Origin of the sequence: Klebsiella sp. R445 (genome assembly GCF_051131755.1) — a bacterium.
GTDB lineage: Bacteria > Pseudomonadota > Gammaproteobacteria > Enterobacterales > Enterobacteriaceae > Klebsiella > Klebsiella lignicola.
In genome coordinates, this window is sequence record NZ_CP180446.1 from 98976 (window position 1) to 120703 (window position 21728).

Below are 21728 nucleotides of genomic sequence, written 5' to 3' on the forward strand. Positions count from 1 at the left end.
ATGACCGAAATTTATCAGGATGCCAGTCGCCCGATTCAGGAACGCGTCGCGGATTTACTGGCGCGCATGACGCTGGACGAGAAAATTGCCCAGATGCACGCCTACTGGTTGGTGCTCGTGGAAGATGGTGAGCACCGGGAGCGCAGCGACATGAGCGATGAGTTTGCCGGCGTCAGCGCGCAGGCGTCTCTGGCCGAACGTTTAATGCTCGGCGTCGGACAGATAACCCGTCCGCTAGGCACCCACATTGTGACGGCGCAAAGCGGCGTACGCGCGGCCAACCGTCTGCAAAAAATGCTGGTCGAGGAGACCCGACTCGGGATCCCGGCGCTGTTCCATGAAGAGTGTCTGGTGGGGCTGCTGTGTAAAGAGGCGACGTTGTTCCCCTCATCGCTCAACTACGGTTCGACCTGGGACCCGGCGCTGGTGGCCCGGGCGGCGCGGGAAATCGGCGCTGAAGCGCGATCGACAGGCTGTAAGCAGGGGCTGGCGCCGGTGCTGGATGTGTCACGCGACGTGCGCTGGGGGCGTACCGAGGAGACCTTCGGTGAAGACCCGTGGCTGGTCGGAGTCATGGCCTGCGCCTATGTGGAAGGATTACAGGGGGAAAAGCGTGACCTGCTAGCAACCCTGAAGCACTACGTCGGCCATTCGTTCAGCGAAGGGGCCCGCAACCATGCGCCGGTGCATCTGGGATTTTGCGAACTCAACGATACCTTCCTGCTGCCGTTTGAGATGGCGATCAAGCTGGCAAACGCCGGGTCAGTGATGCCAGCCTACCATGATATCGATAACCAGCCCGGACACAGCGACCACTTCCTGTTAACCACTATTCTGCGCGAGCAGTGGGGTTTCGACGGCATTATCGTGGCCGACTATGGCGGCGTCAGTTTGCTGCATCAGCACCACGGCATTGCCCATGATGCAGCGGAGTCTGCCGCGCTGGCCTTCAACGCCGGTCTTGACGTGGAGCTGCCGAAAGATGACTGCGCGCGCCATCTACAGCAGGCGCTGGAGCGGGGGCTGATCACCCTCGAGAAAATCGATGAAATTGTCGGGCGTACCCTGACGGAGAAGTTCCGGCTTGGCCTGTTTGAACAACCCTACACCGATGTAGCCGGCATTACCTTGCAATCACCTGCGGCCCGCCAGGCGGCGCGTGACGTGGCAACCCGTTCGCTGACTCTGCTGGAAAACCGCGGCATCCTCCCGCTGAAAGGGCAGCCGAGGGTTGCAGTGGTGGGACCCACTGCCGACGATCCGCTGGCGCTGCTCAGCGGCTACAGTTTCCCGGTGCATCTGATTATCAGTGATATGGTCGACGAGGTGTCTCAGGTGACCACACCGCTGGCGGCCCTGCGCCACATGCTGGGTGAGGCGCGGGTCAAGTACGCCAAAGGCTGCCATATTATCGAGCAGCGCATGGCGGGGGCGCCGGTGTTCCCCGGCGACAGCGGCGGCAAACCGACGCAGACCTCGCCGGTGTCGTTCGATATCAGCCTCATCCCCGACGCGGTCAGCGTGGCCCAGGAGAGCGATGTTATCGTTGCCTGCGTGGGCGATCTGGCCGGGCTGTTCCAGAGCGGAACCGTCGGTGAAGGGTCCGATACCGATAGCCTGAATCTGCCGGGGGTACAGCAGCAGCTGCTGGAGGCGCTGGTCGCCACCGGCAAGCCGGTCATTGTGGTGATGACCGGCGGGCGGCCTTATCACCTGCAGGGGATTGAGGATCGCGTGGCGGCATTGCTGATGGCCTGGGCGCCAGGACAAGAGGGCGGTTGGGCCATTGCTGACGTACTTACCGGGCGCGAGGAGCCGCAAGGGAGGCTGGTGGTCAGCGTGCCGAAAAGCGCCGGTGCGATGCCTTATTACTACAACCACAAACTCAAAAGCGGCGGAACACCGTTTGCTTTCCACTTTGGCTCACGCTATCCGTTTGGCTACGGGCAAAGCTGGACCACCTTTGAGTATGGTCAGCCCGAGCTGCTGGCGTCCCAGGTGGCATCGGACGGGGAAATAGCCCTTCAGGTAACGGTACGCAACAGCGGCGATCGTCGTGGGAGTGAAGTCGTCCAGCTATACGTCCGCGATAAAGTGGCATCGATGGTGCGTCCGCTGCAGGAGCTCAAAGCCTTCCAGCGGGTGACAATTGACGCCGGTGCCAGCGCCACGCTGACCTTCTCCGTGCCTGTCGATATGCTGAATTTCACCCGCCGTGACGGCAAGCGTATTGTCGAGCCGGGGGAGTTTGAGCTGCAGATCGGGGCATCTTCGGCGGATATCAGTGGCACGGCCACCGTGACCGTACGCGGCCAGGTCCGTGAACTGCCGCAACACTGGCAGATGATGAGCCGCTGTGAGGTGAGCTAAACGTTCAGGTATTTCTTCGACAGAGGCGGCCTGTGACTCTGAAAACAGGTCCGCATCAAAATAATCTGAGGTTGCAGGATAAAAAAAAGCCCATCGTGGGAGATGGGCAAAGACTACACACAGCAATTCGTTGTTTCACTCAGGGGATTTCCATGCTTATAAATCAACGTATTGATTCATAACCGTGCCCTAATAGTAGATATCGCTGATTAATGCGTCGATCGGATTCATCCCAATAGTTAAATTGGTGTGAAGTATGATTGTGAGAATGGCGGGAAATACGACGAAGAAGGTGAAAGTTAAGGGTGTTTTTATTAGATTTTCTTATATTTAAGGCGGGTTTCCCCGCCTCATTTTTTTACTTCTCGCAGCTGTTATTCACCGCATTGAGCTCTTCCAGTTCGGCGAGCACCTGATCCGGATCTTTTGGCGGCGGCGGAACCTCATGCAGCCAGGCGTCGAACAGGCGCCAGGAGACGGCGAGCAGCACCGGGCCGATAAACAAACCAATCATCCCGAAGGCGATCAGGCCTCCGATAACGCCGGAAAGAATCAGGATCATCGGCAGGTCGGCGCCCATTCGAATCAGCATCGGGCGGATAACGTTATCCATGGTGCCGACGACGCAACTCCACACCAGCAGCACCGTGCCCCAGGTGGTATCCCCGGTCCAGTAGAGCCAGATAATCGACGGGATCAGCACAATCAATGGCCCCAACTGCACCAGACAGGTGAAGATCATCACCACGGTCAGCAACGCGGCGTAAGGTACGCCGCTGATGGCCAGACCAATCCCGCCCAGTACGGCCTGGACCAGCGCGGTGACCACGACGCCCAACGCCACGGCGCGAACCGCCTGACCGGCCAGCAGCACTGCCGCGTCGCCGCGTTTAGCCGCCAGACGGGTGGCAAAATAGCGCAAACCGTAGGCGACCTTTTCACCCTGCCAGTACAGCAGGGCGCTGAACAGCAGCATCAGACCGCAGTACACCAGCAGCTTGCCAATATGCGCTGCCTGGCCGACAAACCAGGTGGTGGTGGTGCCGATATAGGGACGAATTTTAGCCATAATGGCCGCGCCGCCCATATCCAGCAGGCCATGCCAGGCCGCGTAAAGTTTATTACCAATCAATGGAATACTGTTGAGCCAGGCCAGATCCGGCAGGCTGACGTTGCCGCTGGTGATGACTTTGATCAACGGCGCGCTGTTATCCACCAGGCTGTTGACCAGCAGCGCAATGGGGATCACGAACAGTAAAAATAGCAATATGGTCATCACCAGCACGGCGAGGGCGCGTTTACCAAACAGCACACGCTGCAGGCGTATCAGCACCGGCCAGGTGGCGATGACGACGGTGCCTGCCCAGGCGAAAGACAGAATAAAGGGTTGCACCACCCATAAGCAGGAGATAATTATCAGGGACAAGAACAGTACCGACAGCAGAACTTGCGGTATATCCCGGGGCTGGCGATCGTTAATCATAGAGAAATTTTACCTTTCCAGTGGCGTCAAAATGCTGACGCTGCGTAAATCCATGTACTGATAATAATATCAATAATTTCACGGGCCTGATTTTGCACATAAATCTGGTGGGCGCATATGAAAAAAATGTGATAAAAAGTTGAGTGCACTACGCAATCGTTTAGTTACCCATACACAAAATCATCCAGCATGCATTAAGGCGGCGAAAGGGTCCTGCGGTTTTACATCAGTAAACCCCCCGGTACACCGATGCGCCAACGAGAGGCAGTCTGAAGGATGAAGTTTATACAACACAACATAGTCAGGCAGGGTCAAGCGTTATGATCCCACAAATTTCTCAAGCACCAGGTGTCGTTCAACTGGTATTGAATTTTTTGCAGGTACTGGAGCAACAAGGATTTACCGGCGATACCGCCACAAGTTACGCCGACAGGCTAACCATGGCGACAGATAACAGCGTTTATCAGCTGTTGCCGGATGCAATATTATTTCCCCGCTCGACGGCAGATGTGGTTTTGCTGGCAAGGATCGCGGCGGAAGAACGTTTTAAATCACTGATCTTTACCCCGCGCGGCGGCGGCACGGGAACCAATGGTCAGGCGCTAAACGCCGGGATCATTGTCGATATGTCCCGCTATATGAACCGCATCCTCGAAATTAACCCTGAAGAAGGGTGGGTGCGGGTTGAAGCGGGGGTGATTAAAGATCAGCTCAACCAATATCTGAAACCCTACGGCTACTTTTTTGCCCCGGAACTGTCGACCAGCAACCGTGCGACGCTGGGCGGGATGATCAACACCGACGCTTCCGGCCAGGGATCGCTGGTGTATGGCAAAACCTCAGACCACGTGCTGGGCGTTCGCTCGGTGCTGATGGGCGGCGACATTCTTGATACCCAGGCGGTCCCCGTAGCGCTGGCTGAAACGTTAAGCCAGGAGCAGTCGGCGATAGGGCGCATTTACCGTACCGTATACCAGCGCTGTAAAGCGCAGCGTCAGCTGATCATCGATAAATTCCCCAAACTTAACCGCTTCCTGACCGGCTATGACCTGCGCCACGTCTTTAACGACGATATGAGCGAGTTCGACCTGACGCGGATTCTCACCGGTTCGGAAGGGACGCTGGCCTTTATCACCGAAGCGCGCCTGGATATTACCCGCCTGCCGAAAGTGCGCCGTCTGGTGAATATCAAATATGACTCCTTTGACTCGGCGTTACGCAACGCGCCGTTTATGGTCGAGGCAAAAGCGCTGTCGGTGGAAACCGTCGACTCGAAAGTGCTTAACCTGGCGCGGGAAGATATCGTCTGGCACTCGGTCAGCGAGCTGATCACCGATGTGCCGGATAAAGAGATGCTGGGGCTGAATATTGTCGAATTTGCCGGCGATGATGCACCGCTTATCGACAACCAGGTGACCACGCTGTGCCAGCGCCTGGATGAACTGATCGCCGCCAGCGAGGCCGGCGTCATCGGCTGGCAGGTGTGTAACGAGCTGGACGGCGTGGAGCGAATCTACGCGATGCGTAAAAAAGCGGTCGGCCTGCTGGGGAACGCCAAAGGCGCCGCCAAGCCGATTCCGTTCGCCGAAGATACCTGCGTCCCGCCGGAACATCTTGCCGACTATATCGTTGAGTTTCGTGCTCTGTTGGACGGCCACGGCCTGAGCTACGGCATGTTCGGCCACGTGGATGCCGGCGTGCTGCACGTCCGCCCGGCGTTGGATATGTGCGATCCGCAGCAGGAAGTGCTGATGAAGCAGATCTCTGACGAGGTAGTGGCCCTGACGGCAAAATACGGCGGCCTGCTGTGGGGCGAACATGGCAAAGGATTCCGGGCGGAATACAGCCCGGCCTTCTTTGGCGAGGCCCTGTACGGCGAGCTGCGCAAAATTAAAGCGGCGTTCGATCCGCATAACCGCCTCAATCCGGGCAAAATCTGTCCGCCGGAAGGCGTGGACGCGCCGATGATGAAGGTGGACGCGGTGAAGCGCGGCACCTGGGATCGCCAGATCCCCATCGCGGTGCGCACCTCCTGGCGTGGGGCGATGGAGTGTAACGGTAACGGATTGTGCTTTAACTTTGACGTGAAAAGCCCGATGTGTCCGTCAATGAAGGTCAGCAATCACCGCATCCATTCGCCGAAAGGGCGGGCAACGCTGGTGCGCGAATGGCTGCGTCTGCTGGCCGATCGCGGCGTTGACCCGAATCAGCTGGAGAAGGGGCTGCCGGAAAAACGCGCCAGCCTGCGTACCCTGGTGGAACGTACCCGTAATAGCTGGCATGCGCGCAAGGGCGAGTATGATTTCTCTCACGAAGTCAAAGAGGCGATGTCCGGCTGTCTGGCCTGCAAAGCCTGTTCGACCCAGTGCCCGATTAAAATTGACGTGCCGGAGTTCCGCTCGCGCTTCCTGCAGCTCTATCACAGCCGCTATCTGCGGCCGGTGCGCGACCACCTGGTGGCGACGGTCGAGTCCTATGCGCCACTGATGGCTCAAGCGCCGAAGACCTTCAACTTCTTTATTAATCAGCCGTGGGTGCGCAAGCTTTCCGAGAAGCATATCGGTATGGTCGATCTGCCGTTACTCTCGACGCCGTCGCTGAAGCAACAAATGGTCGGGCATCGTTCGGCGAACATGACTCTGGAGCTGCTGGAAACCCTCAGCGCGGAGCAAAAAGCCAGGATGGTGCTGGTGGTGCAGGATCCGTTCACCAGCTACTACGACGCGCAGGTGGTGGCCGATTTTGTCCGTCTGGTCGAAAAAGTCGGCTACCAGCCGGTGCTGCTGCCGTTTTCACCTAACGGCAAGGCTCAGCACATCAAAGGTTTCCTGTCGCGCTTTGCCCGCACGGCGCAAAAGACCGCAGATTTCCTCAACCGCGTGGCGCAGTTGGGCATGCCGATGGTTGGCGTCGACCCGGCGCTGGTGCTGTGTTACCGCGATGAGTACAACCAGGTGCTGGGCGACAAGCGCGGCGATTTCCACGTGATGCTGGTCCACGAGTGGTTGCCCAAAGCGCTGCCGGAGACCCGCGAACAGGATCGCAGTGGGGAAGCGTGGTATCTGTTTGGTCACTGTACCGAAGTGACGGCGCTACCCGCCGCGCCGAAGCAGTGGGCCGAGATTTTTGCGCGCTTTGGCGCGAAGCTGGAAAACGTCAGCGTTGGCTGCTGTGGTATGGCCGGGACCTATGGCCATGAGGTGAAAAACCATGCCAACTCGCTGGATATCTACGCGCTTTCCTGGCAACAGGCGATCCAGCGTTTACCACGCAACCGTTGCCTGGTGACCGGATACTCCTGTCGTAGTCAGGTGAAGCGTATTGAAGGCAGCGGGGTTCGTCATCCGCTGCAGGCGCTGCTGGAGATTATTGGATGATTTGGAAACGTCAGACAACGCTAGAACAGCTCAATGGGATGGGCGAAGGCAACATGGTCGGGCTGCTGGATATTCATTTTGATGTCTTTACCGATGAGACTATCGAAGCCACCATGCCGGTGGATCAGCGCACGCATCAGCCGTTTGGTCTGTTGCACGGCGGAGCCTCTGTGGTCCTGGCGGAAACGCTCGGTTCGGTTGCCGGCTATTTGTGCAGTGAGGGTGAGCAAAAAGTGGTCGGGCTGGAGGTCAATGCTAACCACATTCGTTCGGTGCGCGGCGGCCGGGTGCGCGGCGTATGCCGGGCGCTCCATGTCGGCTCTCGTCATCAGGTGTGGCAGATTGATATCTCTGATGAACAGGGGCGTTTGTGCTGTTCTTCGCGGCTCACCACCGCGGTTGTCTGAGGTCATCGGCGAAGAGAGCGTCTCTCTTCGCCCCACGGCGTTTAGCGCCGTTCGTTAGCCAATAAGGGGGCGTAGTTTCCCCCTGATCTTCTCGCTTCAGTCACGCGTCAGGATGCGGTCTCATCCTTGATAGTATCGCTCGGCCCATTCTTCTGCACCGAGGCAATCCCCTTTTTCGCTGCATCCTTCGAGGAATACATTTCACTGGTGGCAATGGTTTCGTGGTTATCGGCTTTTAGCAGGAAATACCACGGCTGGGACACGCTTTTCTCAGACTTTTTAATAACGTAATAACCCATCTTTAACTCCTTTGCGGATTAACAATGACCCCTTGATATGTAGACTATGATTGCTTATGCAGCAAGTCATCACTATTAAAAATATAATTCATGAATCATTCAGGTTATTTATGCTACTATTTAAGAACGATATACTTGTGAGTAACATAGAGGACGGAGTTAACTATGGGTATCATTTCCTGGATCATTTTTGGTCTTATTGCCGGTATTTTGGCTAAGTGGATTATGCCAGGCAAAGACGGCGGCGGCTTTATCGTCACTATCGTTCTGGGGGTTATCGGTGCAGTTGTAGGTGGTTGGATTAGCACATTTTTTGGCTTCGGCAAGGTCGATGGATTTAATTTCGGCAGCTTTGCAGTCGCGGTCATTGGTGCATTAGTTGTACTGTTTATCTACAGAAAGATTAAAAGTTAATATCCCGTCGTCATTCATGCGTCCTCGGCGCAGGTTGCCACGAGGATAAAGATTTGTAGCACGAAGCCAGACGTAAAATAAAAAGCTGCCCTCAACACCGGCAGCTTTTTTTGTCTTCAAAGATTAGGTCAGTGAATGAATTCAGCCGCGTTCCGGCATATCAGGGACGGGAACCACTTCCACACGTACTTCATAATGTTTGGCTTTATCCGTCGGGATCAGCGGAGTCAGTTTGTTAATGGTCTCAGCCGGGTTGTCGGTGGCGACGGTGGCGGAGAATATCACCGGCTTTCTCGGTGGGAATGGCGGTAAAGGCATGGGCATCGCGCCGCGGCCCTGGGGCATATCCATCATCGGCTGACCGGCATAATGGTCGGCTGGGGCTGGACTCTCGGTTTTATCTGCCGCAAATGCGCTGGCGGCGACAACAGATACGGTGGCTAACAGAGCAATAATCGTTCTTTTCATCTTCGTTACCTCTTTATACCCGCCATACTTCAGGTTGTCGCCTACAGGCAACTCGAACTATTTAGGATATAGATTTTGAATGTGAGCGAAAGCTTAGAGATAACCAGGTTGGCGAACAATCCCACGGGGGGCGAATCCTCCAAAACTCCTCATTTCATCACGAATGTGAAGTCCTGGCGGCGTACAGCGGAAAGGGGGCTAATTTAGTTCAGCAGTACGCTCATCACCAGCAGTACTACCATGCACATCGACATAATACTGATATCTATCATTCTGTACTGCGTAGCTCCGGGTGAGCAGTGACTCCGACGACATTGGGCCGAAAACTGTAGGAAATTTAAGCGGGAATTGTACATCAAGTTACCAGTAGACTAATACGCTTTAATCCAGGGTTTTGTCCGAATTTATCTGAATCGCCGCTTCATTTTTCCAGATAACTGACAATCTTCCCGACCGGTGTTTATAGATTGTTCTGGTTGATAAGGGGTGAAATAACCACTGAAAAACGTTATTCACAATTAATTCATTGATTTTGTTATGTCTGTTGTTCACAGAAGGTGCCATTTTCTATTTCAAAAATAGGCATTTCCGATGCATCTTTTATCTTGCGCCCTAATCCCCACGCAGTGCCTCACTAAATCGTTATTTATCAAATAATTAAGTTTGTAAATAGTCCGCTGTTAACCTGCAAGGTAGGGTCTATGCTTATAAAAAGCGCTAAAAAAGCATCAGAGCAGGGAATATCCCTTCTCCAGCTGGGTTGAAGTGATAATCGTTATCATTAACATAGCTGCATGCCCTGATGGCGCCAACCAATGAGGTAGAGCGATGGAATTAGATACTGGAACCTTCAATCCCGATGAGTTTAGCTGGCGTGGTCTGATGATGACCCCGACCGCCGCTGCCCATATTCGTGATTTGGTGACGAAGCAGCCCGACAAGCAAGGCCTGCGTTTGGGGATTAAAACCAGCGGCTGTGCCGGATTTGCCTACGTACTCGAACTAATTGCCGAACCGGCGAAAGACGATCTGTTGTTTGAACGTGATGGCGCGAAGCTGTGGGCGCCGCTGCAGGCCATGCCGTTTATCGATGGCACGGAGCTGGATTACGTCCGGGAAGGATTAAATGAAATCTTTAAGTTTCATAACCCAAAAGCGCAGCACGAATGTGGTTGCGGTGAAAGCTTTGGGGTTCAGGCGGAGTAATTATGTCTCGTAATACTGAAGCAACTGACGATGTCAAAACCTGGTCCGACGGCTCACTGAATTATAAAGAAGGTTTTTTTACCCAACTAAAAACCGATGAGCTGGCGAAAGGCATTAATGAAGAGGTGGTGCGCGCCATCTCCGCCCGTCGTAATGAGCCCGAGTGGATGCTCGAGTTCCGCCTGCGCGCGTTTAACGCCTGGCTGGAGATGGAAGAGCCGCACTGGCTGAAAGCGCAGTATGAGCAACTGAATTATCAGGATTACAGCTATTACTCCGCACCGTCCTGCGGTAACTGCGATGACACCTGCGCATCCGAGCCCGGTGCGGTGCAGCAAACCGGCCCGGCGGCCTACCTGACGCAGGAGGTGGAAGAGGCCTTCAATCTGCTGGGCGTCCCGGTCCGTGAAGGGCGAGAAGTGGCGGTTGACGCGATTTTTGACTCGGTATCGGTGGCGACCACCTATCGCGAAAAACTGGCGGAGCAGGGGATTATCTTCTGCTCGTTCGGGGAGGCGATCCACGACCACCCGGAACTGGTGAAAAAGTATCTCGGGACCGTGGTACCGAGCAACGACAACTTCTTTGCCGCGCTGAATGCGGCGGTGGCCTCTGACGGCACCTTTATCTACGTGCCAAAAGGCGTTCGCTGCCCGATGGAGCTGTCCACCTACTTCCGTATTAACGCCGAAAAAACCGGCCAGTTCGAACGAACTATCCTGGTGGCCGATGAGGGGAGCTACGTCAGCTATATCGAAGGCTGCTCGGCGCCGGTGCGCGACAGCTATCAGCTGCACGCGGCGGTGGTCGAAGTGATTATTCACAAAGACGCCGAAGTGAAATATTCCACGGTGCAGAACTGGTTCCCCGGGGATAACAACACCGGCGGGATCCTCAACTTCGTCACCAAGCGCGCACTGTGCGAAGGCGAGAACAGCAAAATGTCGTGGACGCAGTCCGAGACCGGTTCCGCCATCACCTGGAAGTACCCGAGCTGCATTCTGCGCGGCGATAACTCGATCGGCGAATTCTTCTCCGTCGCCCTGACCAGCGGTCACCAGCAGGCGGACACCGGCACCAAAATGATTCATATCGGCAAAAACACCCGCTCGACGATCATCTCGAAAGGGATCTCCGCCGGGAAGAGCCAGAACAGCTACCGGGGGCTGGTGAAAATCATGCCCACCGCCACCAATGCGCGCAACTTCACCCAGTGTGACTCGATGCTGATTGGGCCGGACTGCGGGGCGCATACCTTCCCGTACGTTGAATGCCGCAACAACAGCGCACAGCTTGAGCACGAAGCGACCACGTCGCGGATTGGCGAAGACCAGCTGTTCTACTGCCTGCAGCGCGGGATCAGCGAAGATGATGCTATCTCGATGATCGTCAACGGCTTCTGTAAAGACGTCTTCTCAGAACTGCCGCTGGAATTTGCCGTCGAGGCGCAAAAACTGCTGGCTATCAGTCTGGAACACAGCGTCGGCTAAGCGCCAGGCGACACGAATTAAGGGAAACAAGATGTTAAGTATTAAAAACTTGCAGGTTGCCGTTGAAGACAAATCGATCCTGCGTGGCCTGGATCTGGAAATCCGTCCTGGCGAAGTGCATGCCATTATGGGGCCGAACGGCTCCGGGAAAAGTACGCTCTCCGCGACCCTTGCCGGACGGGAAGACTATGAAGTCACCGGCGGTAGCGTGGAGTTTAAAGGCAAAGATCTGCTGAGCCTCGCGCCGGAAGATCGCGCGGGCGAAGGGATCTTCATGGCCTTCCAGTACCCGGTCGAAATCCCCGGCGTCAGCAACCAGTTCTTCCTGCAAACCGCGCTCAACGCGGTACGCGAATATCGTGGTCAGGAGGCGCTGGACCGTTTCGACTTCCAGGACCTGATGGAAGAGAAGATTCAGTTGCTGAAGATGCCGGAAGATTTACTGACCCGCTCGGTCAACGTCGGTTTCTCCGGCGGCGAGAAAAAGCGTAATGACATCCTGCAAATGGCGGTGCTGGAACCGGAGCTGTGCATCCTTGATGAGTCCGATTCCGGGCTGGACATCGATGCCCTGAAAATCGTCTCTGAAGGCGTCAACGCGCTTCGTGACGGCAAGCGCGCGTTTATTATTGTGACGCACTACCAGCGTATTCTCGACTATATCAAGCCCGACTTTGTTCACGTGCTCTATCAAGGGCGGATCGTCAAATCCGGTGATTTTACGCTGGTCAAACAGCTGGAGGAGCAGGGCTATGGCTGGCTTACCGAACAGCAGTAACACATTGCAGCAGTGGCACCATCTGTTTGAGGCACAGGGCGCACAGCGCACCCCAGAGGCCCGCCAGCATCTCCAGCAGGTGCTGCGTCTTGGCCTGCCGACGCGCAAACATGAAGAGTGGAAATATACGCCGCTGGAGGCGCTGTGCAACGATACCTTCGTGGCCCTGCAGCCCGGCGACTTCAGCGCGGCGCAGCGTGACGAACGCGCGCTGGCGCTGGATGCCTGGCGTCTGGTGTTTATCGACGGACAGTTTAGCCCAGCGCTGAGCGACGATCTGGCCGGCAGTGGTTATGAGGTCAGCGTCGACAACCAGCGCCAGGGGATCCCCGAGGCGCTACAGCCGGAAGTCTTCCTGCACCTTACCGAAAGCCTGGCGCAGACGGTGACCCGCATCCGCGTTAAACGCCATCAGCGCCCGGAAAAGCCGCTGCTGCTGATGCACGTGACGCGTGGGCTGGCGGGTGGCGAGATGAACAGCGCCCATTACCGCCACCATCTTGAGCTGGAGAGCGGTGCCGAAGCGACCATCGTCGAACACTACCTGAGCCTCGATGAACAGCGCCACTTTACTGGCGCGCGCCTGACCATGTCGGTGGCGGATAACGCCCACCTGCAGCATCTTAAGCTGGCGTTTGAAAATGCCCAGAGCTATCACTTCTCCCACAATGACCTCGCGCTTGGCCGTGATGCCTCGGCCTTTAGCAGCAGTTTCCTGCTCGGCGGCGCGGTGTTGCGTCACCACACCAGCACCCGGATGCAGGGCGAGAACAGCGACCTACGGATCAACTCGCTGGCGATGCCGGTGAACAATGAGGTGTGCGACAGCCGCACCTGGCTGGACCATCAGGTGGGCTACTGCAATAGCCGCCAGCTGCACAAGACCATCGTCAACGACAAAGGGCGGGCGGTCTTTAACGGCCTGATCAATGTCGCGAAACACGCGATTAAAACCGATGGTCAGATGACCAACAACAATTTGCTGCTGGGGCGCTTGTCCGAAGTGGATACCAAGCCGCAGCTGGAAATCTATGCCGATGACGTCAAGTGTAGCCACGGCGCCACCATCGGGCGGATCGACGACGAACAGCTGTTCTACCTGCGTTCGCGCGGTATCTCCGGGCAGGCGGCGCAGCACATGATCCTCTACGCTTTCGCCGCCGAACTGACGGAAGCGGTCGCCGATGACACGCTCAGGGCTGCCATTCTGGCGCGCATTGGCCAACGTTTACCGGAGGAATCAGCATGACATTTTCTGCCGAACGGATACGCGCGGATTTTCCGGTGCTCAGCCGGGAGGTTAACGGTCAGCCGCTGGCCTATCTCGACAGCGCCGCCAGCGCGCAAAAACCAGAGGCGGTGATCCGCGCCGAGGCGGAGTTTTATCGCCATGGCTACGCCGCCGTTCACCGTGGCATCCACACCCTCAGCGCGGAGGCCACGGCGCGGATGGAGCAGGTGCGCCAGCAGGCGGCCAGCTTCCTGAACGCCCGCTCTGCAGAAGAGCTGGTGTTCGTGCGCGGGACCACCGAAGGGATCAATCTGGTGGCCAACAGCTGGGGGAATGCCAACGTTGGTGCCGGGGATAACATTATCATCAGCGCCATGGAGCACCACGCCAATATCGTGCCGTGGCAGATGCTGTGCGCGCGGGTCGGGGCAGAGCTGCGGGTCATTCCGCTCAATCCAGACGGCACCCTGCAGCTGGACGCGATCCCGGGGCTGTTCGATGATCGTACCCGGCTGCTGGCGATTACTCAGGTTTCCAACGTGCTGGGCACGGAAAACCCGCTGGCGGCCCTGATCCCGCTGGCCCATCAGCATGGGGCTAAAGTCCTGGTCGATGGCGCACAGGCGGTAATGCACCATGCGGTCGACGTTCAGGCGCTGGACTGCGATTTTTATGTCTTCTCCGGGCACAAGCTGTATGGCCCCACCGGGATTGGCATCCTGTATGTCAAAGAGGCGCTGCTGCAGGCGATGCCGCCGTGGGAAGGCGGCGGGGCGATGATTGCCACCGTCAGTCTGACCGAAGGAACCACTTGGGCGAAAGCACCGTGGCGCTTTGAGGCGGGCACGCCCAATACCGGCGGCATTATCGGCCTCGGGGCGGCCTTCGAGTACATTAACGCGCTGGGCCTGACCCAAATTGCGGAGTATGAGCAGACGCTGATGCACTATGCGCTACAGGCGCTGAAAAACGTGCCCGATCTGACCATCTATGGGCCTGACCATCGCCTGGGCGTGATTGCCTTTAACCTTGGCAAGCATCACGCCTACGACGTGGGCAGCTTCCTCGATAACTACGGGATTGCGATACGCACCGGTCACCACTGCGCGATGCCGCTGATGGCGTTCTATCAGGTGCCGGCAATGTGTCGGGCATCGCTGGCGATGTACAATACGACGGAAGAGGTGGATCGGCTGGTCGCAGGACTACAGCGCATCCACACGCTATTAGGCTAAAGGAAGCAATCATGGCGGCGTTACCGGATAAAGACAAACTGCTGCGCAACTTTAGTCGTTGCGCCAACTGGGAAGAGAAGTACCTTTATATTATCGAGCTCGGCCAGCGTCTGGCACCGCTACCGGCTGAAGAGCATACCGCGCAAAACATCATTCAGGGCTGCCAGAGCCAGGTGTGGATTGTGGTGGAGCAACGCGACGGCGGCGTACTTTCGCTGCGCGGAGATAGCGACGCCGCGATTGTCAAAGGGTTGATCGCCGTGGTGTTCATTCTGTATGACCAGATGACCGCTAAAGACATCACTGACTTCGACGTGCGCCCGTGGTTTGAAAAAATGGCGCTCACGCAACACCTCACGCCCTCGCGCTCGCAGGGGCTGGAAGCAATGATCCGCGCAATTCGCGCGCAGGCTCTCACTTTTAGCTAGACTATTTATAAAGCTTTCATTCTGTTAAGCGGGACGGGGTATCCGTCTCGCGGGTGGTTCAACTTTCTGACGGCCTGTCAGTGACTAAGAGGGAAACTCAGTATGAAACGCGCGTCTCTACTCACTCTTATGCTTTTAGGTGCTCTCGGCGCGTCTCAGGCCGCCAGAGCGGTTGAATACACATTACCGGCCAACGGTAGTCGTCTGGTGGGACAGAATCAGACCTACACGGTGCAGGAGGGCGATAACAGCCTGCAAACCATTGCCCGGCGCTTTGACACCGCGGCGATGATCCTGCTGGAAGCCAACAACACCGTTGCACCCGTCCCACAGCCCGGGACGCAGATGCTTATTCCACTACAGCTGCTACTGCCCGATGTGCCGCGTGAAGGGATTGTGGTGAACCTGGCAGAGCTGCGGCTCTATTATTTCCCGCCGGACGGCAACACGGTGCAGGTCTATCCGTTAGGGATCGGGCAACTCGGGCTTGAAACGCCGGAGATGACTACCCGCATCGGGCAAAAAATTCCTAATCCGACCTGGACGCCGACCGCCGGTATTCGCCAGCGCTCGCTGGAAAAAGGCATCACCTTACCGGCGGTGGTGCCGGCGGGGCCGAACAACCCATTAGGCCGCTTTGCCCTGCGCCTGGCGTACGGTAACGGTGAATACCTGATTCACGGTACCAATGCGCAGAACAGCGTCGGGCTGCGCGTCAGCTCAGGCTGCATGCGGATGTTTACCGACGATATTAAAGCACTGTTTGCCCAGGTTCGTGTGGGCACGCCGGTGCGGGTGATCAACCAGCCGGTGAAGTTTTCCATCGAATCGAACGGCACGCGCTATCTGGAAGTGCATCGCCCGATGACCCAGAGCGAAACGCAGAATCCGCAGACCATTGCCTACGTGCTGCCGGAAGGCTACGCGCAGTTCGCCAACGACAAGGGAACGGATAAAGCGATGGCGGATAAAGCGATGCATCGTCGCATGGGGGTTCCGATGGTGGTTTCAGCCGGGGCGACGCCTGACGTGAGTGGGGCCAGTTCGGTGCAGTCAGTCCTGAACGGTACGCCGGCGACGGCGTCAGAAGCGCGGGTAACGCAATAACCGATGGATAAACAGGGAAGGGAACGGGAAACGGCAGACAAAAAAATGGCGCACAATGTGCGCCATTTTTATAACACAGCTACAAATACTATTACTTACGGTATTTGGTAGCAGCGTTGTCCAGGCGCTGGTTAGCGCGTGCTGCGTCGTCTTTAGCAGCCTGAACGTCGGAACGCATTGCGTTCACGTCGTTGCTCAGCTGGTCAACTTTAGCGTTCAGAGTCTGAACGTCAGAAGACAGCTGATCGATTTTAGCATTGCTGGAGCAACCAGCCAGCAGAGTAGAACCCAGGATTACCGCGCCCAGTACCAGTTTAGTACGATTCATTATTAATACCCTCTAGATTGAGTTAATCTCCATGTAGCGTTACAAGTATTACACAAACTTTTTTGGGATGAGAATATTTTTTTACGGTAATACGCTTATTTTTGATCGTTCGCTCAAAGAAGCATCGAATTTGACAGGCGAGTTAAAAATTCTTTGTGAAAACAGCACGCTTCCATCGGATTCATCTTAGATAATCTCTTATTAAATAGTAAATTCCGATTTGCATTTTTATTAAGAGGAGCTAAGGATTGAATAAAAAAAACGCCTCCGAAGAGGCGTTTTATAAAAATAATTAACTTGTAAAAGATTACAGCACGTGTACGGAAGCTGTATTGGTCGTTCCGCTCGGTACCAGCGCACCAGATACCATCACAACTACGTCGCCTTTACGCGCCAGGCCGCTCTGTACCGCCAGCTCTTTGCCGAGACGGTAGAAGTCATCGGTGGAGTCGAGCTGTGCAACCAGCTGCGGCACCACGCCTTTGGTCAGCACCAGCTGACGGGCGGTGGTTTCGTTGGTGGTCAGCGCCAGGATGGTCGCATCCGGGAAGTATTTACGTACGGCACGTGCAGATTTACCGCCTTTGGTCGCGACCACAATCAGCGGTGCTTCCAGTTTTTCAGCCGTTTCTACAGCGCCACGGCACACTGCTTCAGTGATACGCAGTTTACGGTTGTCGTTGTTGAACTCCAGACGGCTGGTCATCACGCGGTCGGTACGTTCGCAGATGGTCGCCATGATGGTGACCGCTTCCAGCGGGTATTTACCCTTAGCGGATTCGCCAGACAGCATTACTGCATCGGTACCGTCGAGGATGGCGTTAGCGACGTCGCCGGCTTCTGCACGGGTCGGACGCGGGTTTTTGATCATGGAATCCAGCATCTGAGTCGCAGTGATAACCACTTTACGTGCACGGATACATTTTTCGATGATCATTTTCTGGGCGAAGATAACTTCTTCAACCGGGATCTCAACGCCCATGTCGCCACGAGCAACCATGATGCCGTCAGACGCTTCGAGGATTTCGTCGAAGTTGTTCAGGCCTTCCTGGTTTTCAATCTTGGAGATGATCTGAATGTTCTCACCGCCGTGGGCTTTCAGGTGCTCACGAATTTCCACTACGTCAGAACGCTTACGGATAAAGGAAGCCGCAACGAAATCGACGCCTTGCTCGCAACCGAAGATCAGGTCCTGTTTGTCTTTTTCTGCCAGTGCCGGCAGGGCAATGGAAACGCCCGGCAGGTTAACGCCTTTGTTTTCGCCCAGGTCGCCGTTGTTCAGCACTTTACAGATAACGTTTTTACCTTCGATGGCGGTGACTTCCATACCGATCAGACCATCGTCTACCAGTACGGTGTTACCGACGGACAGGTCAGTGGTGAAACCTTCATAGGTAACTGCCACGATGTCGCTGTTGCCGACCACGGATTTGTCGGTGGTGAAGGTGAAGGTCTGGCCCGCTTTCAGGGAGACGTCATTGCCGCCTTCCAGCTTGATGGTGCGAATTTCCGGACCCTTGGTGTCCAGCAGGATAGCGGCTGTCTTACCGGTTTTGCTCACCACGTTACGCAGGTTCTGGATGCGTTGACCGTGTTCAGCATAGTCACCGTGAGAGAAGTTCAGACGCATGACGTTCATGCCCGCGTCCAGCATTTTGGACAGCATCTCTTCGGATTCGGTTTTCGGACCGATGGTGCAAACAATTTTGGTCTTTTTCATGAAAGTTTTAGTCTTTAAGTTGTGAAGGATATGGAAAACTCGCTCCGTTGGCATGCCGCCGCGGAGTCAAACCTGTATTGCGAAAGTTGCTATGCCAAGCTCTAAGAATAGATGACAACAAAAGAGCGTGCAGAAGAAAGTGTGCTGGCGGTTCAGCCCATAAAAAGGAGCAGTATTTTATGCGTTTAGTTGTGCAGTCCAATGCGCTGAAACCATTCAAGAAAGAATCGGTGGGCATTATACGACGCTGAAACAAAAAAAGAAAATGAAAACAGCGTTTCATTATATGCCATAAAAATGTAACAAAACTCACACTAATAGCAATCGTATTCGCAACACAAATTTCCACCAGTCGCACAGTTAACTGGCGGCTATCAGGGGTTGCCTGTCACGGTTCAGCAATGAAAATACTCTGTTGGCAGGAAAAAAGGAGGGGAGTTTGATTTATCCCAAAATCCTATCAATAATGATTTGATTGATAATGATAATTTATGAGCAAAAAAGAATGGGAAATAAAGCTAAAGACGACGAGTTGTATCAGGAAATGTGCCGGGTAGTCGGGAAAGTGGTGCTGGAAATGCGCGATTTGGGCCAGGAGCCGAAACACATTGTCATTGCCGGGGTGGTTCGCACCGCGCTGGCCAACCCGAAAATTGCGCGCAGCGAACTGACCAGAGCCGCCATGGAGAAAGTGGTTCATGCGTTGTCCGGCCATGAGTAGTCAGCCGGCATCACGCTAAAAGGCACTCAGGAAATCACAAAGCGAACCACCGCTTTCACCGCGATATCGCAGTGGTGCGCCACCATCGCTTCATCGTCGATGGCCGGCAGCGGATCGTCGAGATACAGGCTATTGAAGGTGTAAAAGTTCGAGACCTGGTAAAAGCTAAAGCTGCTGATAAGCCGGTGGACATCCCGTGCCTGCAGCCCCTCCTGAAAAACCCCCTGCTGCTGCCCGCGCTGGAGAATATCCTCCAGAATCGACAGGGCGGTACGGTTCAGCGGCTTTAACTGCCCTGACGACTTCAGCCACTTCCCACGCTGCATATTCTCCATACAGATAACCCGCATATAGTCCGCATGGGTGGCGTGATAGCGCACGCTCCAGCGTACCAGCTGCACCAGCGCCTCTACCGGCGGCAGGTGCTCCAGTCCGAGCTGCTGCTCGGTTTCGCGAATGCGCGCATAGACGTGTTGCAACACCGCCTGGTACAGCTGTTCCTTGGTTTTGAAGTAGTACACCACCATCCGCTTGGTTGTCTGCGCTTCGGTTGCAATTTGCTCCATTCGCGCCCCGGACAAGCCATGTTCGGCAAAGACGACGATGGCGGCGGCAAAAATCCGCTCCTTTAGCGGTTGCGCTTCATCTTGATCCACGTGATCCACGACAGACATAACGACTCCTTTTTCCAATGGACAAAAAATACACATAACGATCACAATTTCGCAACCTTATGTGGCGTGAGTGAACCAAATGATACATATTCAGTGCTCACGTCGACTGATGACACGAGGACTTATGCTGCGATCCATTGCCACCGTCTCGATTTCTGGCACCTTGCCCGAAAAGCTCCATGCTATTGCGGCTGCGGGTTATCAGGGCGTCGAAATCTTCGAAAACGACCTGCTCTATTATACCGGTACGCCGACGGATATTCGTAATCTGGCAGCGGATTTAGGGCTAAAAATCACGCTTTTTCAACCCTTTCGCGATTTTGAAGGGGCAAGCCGCAGCCAGTTCGCCGCCAACATGGAGCGGGCGAAGCGCAAATTTGAACTGATGCATGAACTGGGCTGCGACACCTTACTACTATGTAGCAACGTCCAGCCGGACTGCTCCGCGGACGTCTCGCTGCAGATAGCGGACTTAACGGCGCTGGCGCAGCTGGCCGAGCAGGAAAAGATTGTCATCGGCTATGAGGCGCTGGCCTGGGGCACTCACGTAAACCGCTGGCATCAGGCGTGGGAGCGGGTGAAAAGCGTCGACAGCCCGGCGCTGGGGATCGTGCTGGATAGCTTCCATATTCTGGCCCGCGGCGACACGCTGCAGGGTCTGTCAGATGTCCCGGTCGACAAGATCACCTTCCTGCAGCTGGCCGATGCGCCGCTGATGAAGATGGACGTGCTCGAATGGAGCCGCCATTTCCGCTGTTTCCCTGGACAGGGGCAGCTGCCGCTGGTGGAGTTTGCCTGCGAGTTAACCCGCTGCGGCTATCGCGGGCCGTGGTCGCTGGAGATCTTCAACGACAGCTTCCGCGCCTCGCCAAACGGCGCCACCGCCAAAGATGGCTACCGTTCGCTGCAGTGGCTGGAAGAGCAGACCCGCCTGCAACTGGGGCACAGCGACGCACAGCTGTTTGCACCGCCAGCGCTGCCGCAGTACCTCGGACTGGAGTTTATCGAATTTGCCGCCAGCCCGTCGGAAGCGAAAGCGCTCGGCGAGCGCCTGACGCAGCTCGGCTTTTGCCAGCAGGGGCGCCATCGCTCGAAGCAGGTAGCGCTGTGGCGCAACGGCGGAGCGCGGGCGATCGTTAACTATCAGCCCCACAGCTGGGCCGATCATTTTCACCAGCGTCACGGCGCCTCATTGTGCGCCATGGCCCTGCGCGTGAGCCACAGCGCCGCGATTGTTGAACGGGCCCGCGCCTACGGCTATGCCACCTGGCAGGGCGATGCCGGGCCCAATGAAAGCCCGATACCCGCAATTTGCGCCCCCGACGGCAGCCTGATCTACCTCATCGAAGCCGGGGACGATATCTACGCCCGCGATTTCCATCTGTCCGATAGCCCGACGCTGCGCCATGACTACAGCGGTATCGACCACCTGGCGCTGGGTATGGAAGCCGATCAACGCGACAACTGGGTGATGTTTTTCCGCAGCGTTTTCGGCTTCACGCTGGAGCATGAGCAGACGTTGCCGGACCCTTACGGCCTGGTACGCAGCCTGGCGGTGCACAGCCCACAGGGCAATATTCGCCTGGCGCTGAATATCTCGCAGAGCCGCGCCACTCAGATTGCCCGCTCTGTCGCCTGTTACCAGGGGGCGGGCCTGCAGCACGCGGCGTTCGCCTGCCACGACCTGCCGGCTACCCTTGACGATCTGCCGCAGGTGTCGCTGAACGCGCTGCCGATCCCGGCGAACTACTACGACGATTTGCTGGCGCGCTTTGGTGATGCGGCGAACGTGGAGACTCTGAAACGCCTGCAGATCCTCTATGACCGGGGGCCGCACGTCGGCGAATTCCTGCATCTGTACACCCGGCCCTTCTCGGCAGGGCGCTTTTTCTTCGAATTGACCGAAAGGCGGGGCGGCTACGCGCTGTATGGCGCGGCGAACGCAGCCGTGCGTCTTTCGGCGATGCAGTACAGCTAGTTTTGTATCAAATG

20 protein-coding genes and 1 other RNA gene are annotated in these 21728 nt (G+C 56.1%); 13 read left to right on the forward strand and 8 right to left on the reverse strand.

Annotated elements, in window-relative coordinates; genetic code table 11:
* Positions 1–2370 carry a glycoside hydrolase family 3 protein gene (locus ACMYSN_RS00455; RefSeq protein WP_462496587.1) on the forward strand — a complete coding sequence of 790 codons (2370 nt, stop codon included), beginning with the start codon at positions 1–3 and terminating at the stop codon, positions 2368–2370.
* 78 nt (positions 2371–2448) lie between these two features.
* Here ACMYSN_RS00455 and rprA read toward each other — a convergent pair.
* Both rprA and ydiK read right to left on the reverse strand, forming a co-directional pair.
* Positions 2449–2556, reverse strand: an RNA gene (rprA, locus tag ACMYSN_RS00460) — antisense sRNA RprA.
* A gap of 172 nt (positions 2557–2728) precedes the next feature.
* A complete protein-coding gene (gene ydiK, locus ACMYSN_RS00465; RefSeq protein ID WP_462496588.1) occupies positions 2729–3853 on the reverse strand; it encodes an AI-2E family transporter in 1125 nt (374 codons plus the stop codon).
* Between the two features lie 320 nt (positions 3854–4173).
* Here ydiK and ydiJ point away from each other — a divergent pair, with 320 nt between their 5' ends.
* Together ydiJ and menI are read left to right on the forward strand one after the other, a co-directional pair.
* Complete coding sequence (ydiJ, locus tag ACMYSN_RS00470) at positions 4174–7230, forward strand: FAD-binding and (Fe-S)-binding domain-containing protein (protein WP_462496589.1); 3057 nt, start codon at positions 4174–4176, stop codon at positions 7228–7230.
* Positions 7227–7637, forward strand: coding sequence for a 1,4-dihydroxy-2-naphthoyl-CoA hydrolase (gene menI / locus ACMYSN_RS00475; RefSeq protein WP_123754704.1), 411 nt, complete (start codon positions 7227–7229; stop codon positions 7635–7637). The genes ydiJ and menI overlap by 4 nt, the downstream gene beginning before the upstream one ends.
* 107 nt (positions 7638–7744) lie before the next feature.
* Here menI and ACMYSN_RS00480 read toward each other — a convergent pair whose 3' ends face one another.
* A complete protein-coding gene (locus ACMYSN_RS00480) occupies positions 7745–7936 on the reverse strand; it encodes a YegP family protein (protein ID WP_123754703.1) in 192 nt (63 codons plus the stop codon).
* Positions 7937–8101: 165 nt separating this feature from the next.
* Between ACMYSN_RS00480 and ACMYSN_RS00485 the strand changes: the two genes are divergently transcribed.
* On the forward strand, positions 8102–8350 hold the full coding sequence (locus ACMYSN_RS00485; protein WP_123754702.1) for a GlsB/YeaQ/YmgE family stress response membrane protein: 249 nt from the start codon (positions 8102–8104) through the stop codon (positions 8348–8350).
* A 141-nt stretch (positions 8351–8491) separates the two neighbouring features.
* On the opposite strand, the gene ACMYSN_RS00490 is transcribed toward ACMYSN_RS00485, so the two are convergent.
* Positions 8492–8818 carry a hypothetical protein gene (locus ACMYSN_RS00490; RefSeq protein ID WP_462496590.1) on the reverse strand — a complete coding sequence of 109 codons (327 nt, stop codon included), beginning with the start codon at positions 8816–8818 and terminating at the stop codon, positions 8492–8494.
* 828 nt (positions 8819–9646) lie between these two features.
* On the opposite strand from ACMYSN_RS00490, the gene sufA reads away from it, so the two are divergent.
* The 7 genes from sufA to ldtE all read left to right on the forward strand — a co-directional run bounded on the left by sufA (position 9647) and on the right by ldtE (position 16293).
* Positions 9647–10024 carry a Fe-S cluster assembly scaffold SufA gene (gene sufA, locus ACMYSN_RS00495; RefSeq protein WP_123754699.1) on the forward strand — a complete coding sequence of 126 codons (378 nt, stop codon included), beginning with the start codon at positions 9647–9649 and terminating at the stop codon, positions 10022–10024.
* Positions 10025–10026: 2 nt separating this feature from the next.
* The gene (gene sufB, locus ACMYSN_RS00500; protein ID WP_462496591.1) at positions 10027–11514 is read left to right on the forward strand and encodes a Fe-S cluster assembly protein SufB; all 1488 of its coding nucleotides are present in this window, start codon (positions 10027–10029) and stop codon (positions 11512–11514) included.
* A 31-nt stretch (positions 11515–11545) separates the two neighbouring features.
* Complete coding sequence (gene sufC / locus ACMYSN_RS00505) at positions 11546–12292, forward strand: Fe-S cluster assembly ATPase SufC (RefSeq protein ID WP_123754697.1); 747 nt, start codon at positions 11546–11548, stop codon at positions 12290–12292.
* Complete coding sequence (sufD, locus tag ACMYSN_RS00510; protein ID WP_462496592.1) at positions 12267–13541, forward strand: Fe-S cluster assembly protein SufD; 1275 nt, start codon at positions 12267–12269, stop codon at positions 13539–13541. Before sufC ends, sufD begins: the two co-directional genes overlap by 26 nt.
* Positions 13538–14758 (forward strand): cysteine desulfurase, encoded by a 1221-nt coding sequence (gene sufS / locus ACMYSN_RS00515; RefSeq protein ID WP_462496593.1) that lies wholly within the window; start codon positions 13538–13540, stop codon positions 14756–14758. The genes sufD and sufS overlap by 4 nt, the downstream gene beginning before the upstream one ends.
* Before the next feature lie 11 nt (positions 14759–14769).
* Positions 14770–15186, forward strand: coding sequence for a cysteine desulfuration protein SufE (gene sufE, locus ACMYSN_RS00520; protein ID WP_462496594.1), 417 nt, complete (start codon positions 14770–14772; stop codon positions 15184–15186).
* A gap of 102 nt (positions 15187–15288) precedes the next feature.
* Positions 15289–16293: a L,D-transpeptidase family protein gene (gene ldtE / locus ACMYSN_RS00525; protein WP_462496595.1), complete on the forward strand. Its 1005-nt coding sequence runs from the start codon at positions 15289–15291 to the stop codon at positions 16291–16293.
* Between the two features lie 91 nt (positions 16294–16384).
* On the opposite strand, the gene lpp is transcribed toward ldtE, so the two are convergent.
* From lpp to ynhH, 3 genes are all read right to left on the reverse strand, one after another.
* Positions 16385–16621, reverse strand: coding sequence for a murein lipoprotein Lpp (gene lpp / locus ACMYSN_RS00530; protein ID WP_003029373.1), 237 nt, complete (start codon positions 16619–16621; stop codon positions 16385–16387).
* A 307-nt stretch (positions 16622–16928) separates the two neighbouring features.
* Complete coding sequence (pykF, locus tag ACMYSN_RS00535; RefSeq protein WP_123754692.1) at positions 16929–18341, reverse strand: pyruvate kinase PykF; 1413 nt, start codon at positions 18339–18341, stop codon at positions 16929–16931.
* A gap of 7 nt (positions 18342–18348) precedes the next feature.
* Positions 18349–18624 carry a protein YnhH gene (gene ynhH, locus ACMYSN_RS00540; RefSeq protein ID WP_419144748.1) on the reverse strand — a complete coding sequence of 92 codons (276 nt, stop codon included), beginning with the start codon at positions 18622–18624 and terminating at the stop codon, positions 18349–18351.
* Positions 18625–18846: 222 nt separating this feature from the next.
* Between ynhH and fumD the strand changes: the two genes are divergently transcribed.
* Positions 18847–19062: a fumarate hydratase FumD gene (gene fumD, locus ACMYSN_RS00545; RefSeq protein WP_123754691.1), complete on the forward strand. Its 216-nt coding sequence runs from the start codon at positions 18847–18849 to the stop codon at positions 19060–19062.
* A gap of 26 nt (positions 19063–19088) precedes the next feature.
* On the opposite strand, the gene ACMYSN_RS00550 is transcribed toward fumD, so the two are convergent.
* Positions 19089–19736 carry a TetR/AcrR family transcriptional regulator gene (locus ACMYSN_RS00550; RefSeq protein WP_123754690.1) on the reverse strand — a complete coding sequence of 216 codons (648 nt, stop codon included), beginning with the start codon at positions 19734–19736 and terminating at the stop codon, positions 19089–19091.
* A 124-nt stretch (positions 19737–19860) separates the two neighbouring features.
* On the opposite strand from ACMYSN_RS00550, the gene ACMYSN_RS00555 reads away from it, so the two are divergent.
* Positions 19861–21714 (forward strand): bifunctional sugar phosphate isomerase/epimerase/4-hydroxyphenylpyruvate dioxygenase family protein, encoded by a 1854-nt coding sequence (locus tag ACMYSN_RS00555; RefSeq protein ID WP_462496596.1) that lies wholly within the window; start codon positions 19861–19863, stop codon positions 21712–21714.
* The last annotated feature ends 14 nt before the right edge of the window (positions 21715–21728 follow it).

Bases quoted from the DNA above. Each gene is read 5' to 3' on its own strand.
- ynhH (WP_419144748.1), bottom strand. From the start codon at position 18,624: ATGAAACGCTGTTTTCATTTTCTTTTTTTGTTTCAGCGTCGTATAATG.
- sufC (WP_123754697.1), top strand. From the start codon at position 11,546: ATGTTAAGTATTAAAAACTTGCAGGTTGCCGTTGAAGACAAATCGATC.
- pykF (WP_123754692.1), bottom strand. From the start codon at position 18,341: ATGAAAAAGACCAAAATTGTTTGCACCATCGGTCCGAAAACCGAATCC.
- ACMYSN_RS00555 (WP_462496596.1), top strand. From the start codon at position 19,861: ATGCTGCGATCCATTGCCACCGTCTCGATTTCTGGCACCTTGCCCGAA.
- sufD (WP_462496592.1), top strand. From the start codon at position 12,267: ATGGCTGGCTTACCGAACAGCAGTAACACATTGCAGCAGTGGCACCAT.
- ACMYSN_RS00490 (WP_462496590.1), bottom strand. From the start codon at position 8,818: ATGAAAAGAACGATTATTGCTCTGTTAGCCACCGTATCTGTTGTCGCC.
- fumD (WP_123754691.1), top strand. From the start codon at position 18,847: ATGGGAAATAAAGCTAAAGACGACGAGTTGTATCAGGAAATGTGCCGG.
- sufS (WP_462496593.1), top strand. From the start codon at position 13,538: ATGACATTTTCTGCCGAACGGATACGCGCGGATTTTCCGGTGCTCAGC.
- ACMYSN_RS00550 (WP_123754690.1), bottom strand. From the start codon at position 19,736: ATGTCTGTCGTGGATCACGTGGATCAAGATGAAGCGCAACCGCTAAAG.
- lpp (WP_003029373.1), bottom strand. From the start codon at position 16,621: ATGAATCGTACTAAACTGGTACTGGGCGCGGTAATCCTGGGTTCTACT.
- sufA (WP_123754699.1), top strand. From the start codon at position 9,647: ATGGAATTAGATACTGGAACCTTCAATCCCGATGAGTTTAGCTGGCGT.
- ldtE (WP_462496595.1), top strand. From the start codon at position 15,289: ATGAAACGCGCGTCTCTACTCACTCTTATGCTTTTAGGTGCTCTCGGC.
- sufB (WP_462496591.1), top strand. From the start codon at position 10,027: ATGTCTCGTAATACTGAAGCAACTGACGATGTCAAAACCTGGTCCGAC.
- ydiK (WP_462496588.1), bottom strand. From the start codon at position 3,853: ATGATTAACGATCGCCAGCCCCGGGATATACCGCAAGTTCTGCTGTCG.
- ACMYSN_RS00455 (WP_462496587.1), top strand. From the start codon at position 1: ATGACCGAAATTTATCAGGATGCCAGTCGCCCGATTCAGGAACGCGTC.
- menI (WP_123754704.1), top strand. From the start codon at position 7,227: ATGATTTGGAAACGTCAGACAACGCTAGAACAGCTCAATGGGATGGGC.
- ACMYSN_RS00485 (WP_123754702.1), top strand. From the start codon at position 8,102: ATGGGTATCATTTCCTGGATCATTTTTGGTCTTATTGCCGGTATTTTG.
- sufE (WP_462496594.1), top strand. From the start codon at position 14,770: ATGGCGGCGTTACCGGATAAAGACAAACTGCTGCGCAACTTTAGTCGT.
- ydiJ (WP_462496589.1), top strand. From the start codon at position 4,174: ATGATCCCACAAATTTCTCAAGCACCAGGTGTCGTTCAACTGGTATTG.
- ACMYSN_RS00480 (WP_123754703.1), bottom strand. From the start codon at position 7,936: ATGGGTTATTACGTTATTAAAAAGTCTGAGAAAAGCGTGTCCCAGCCG.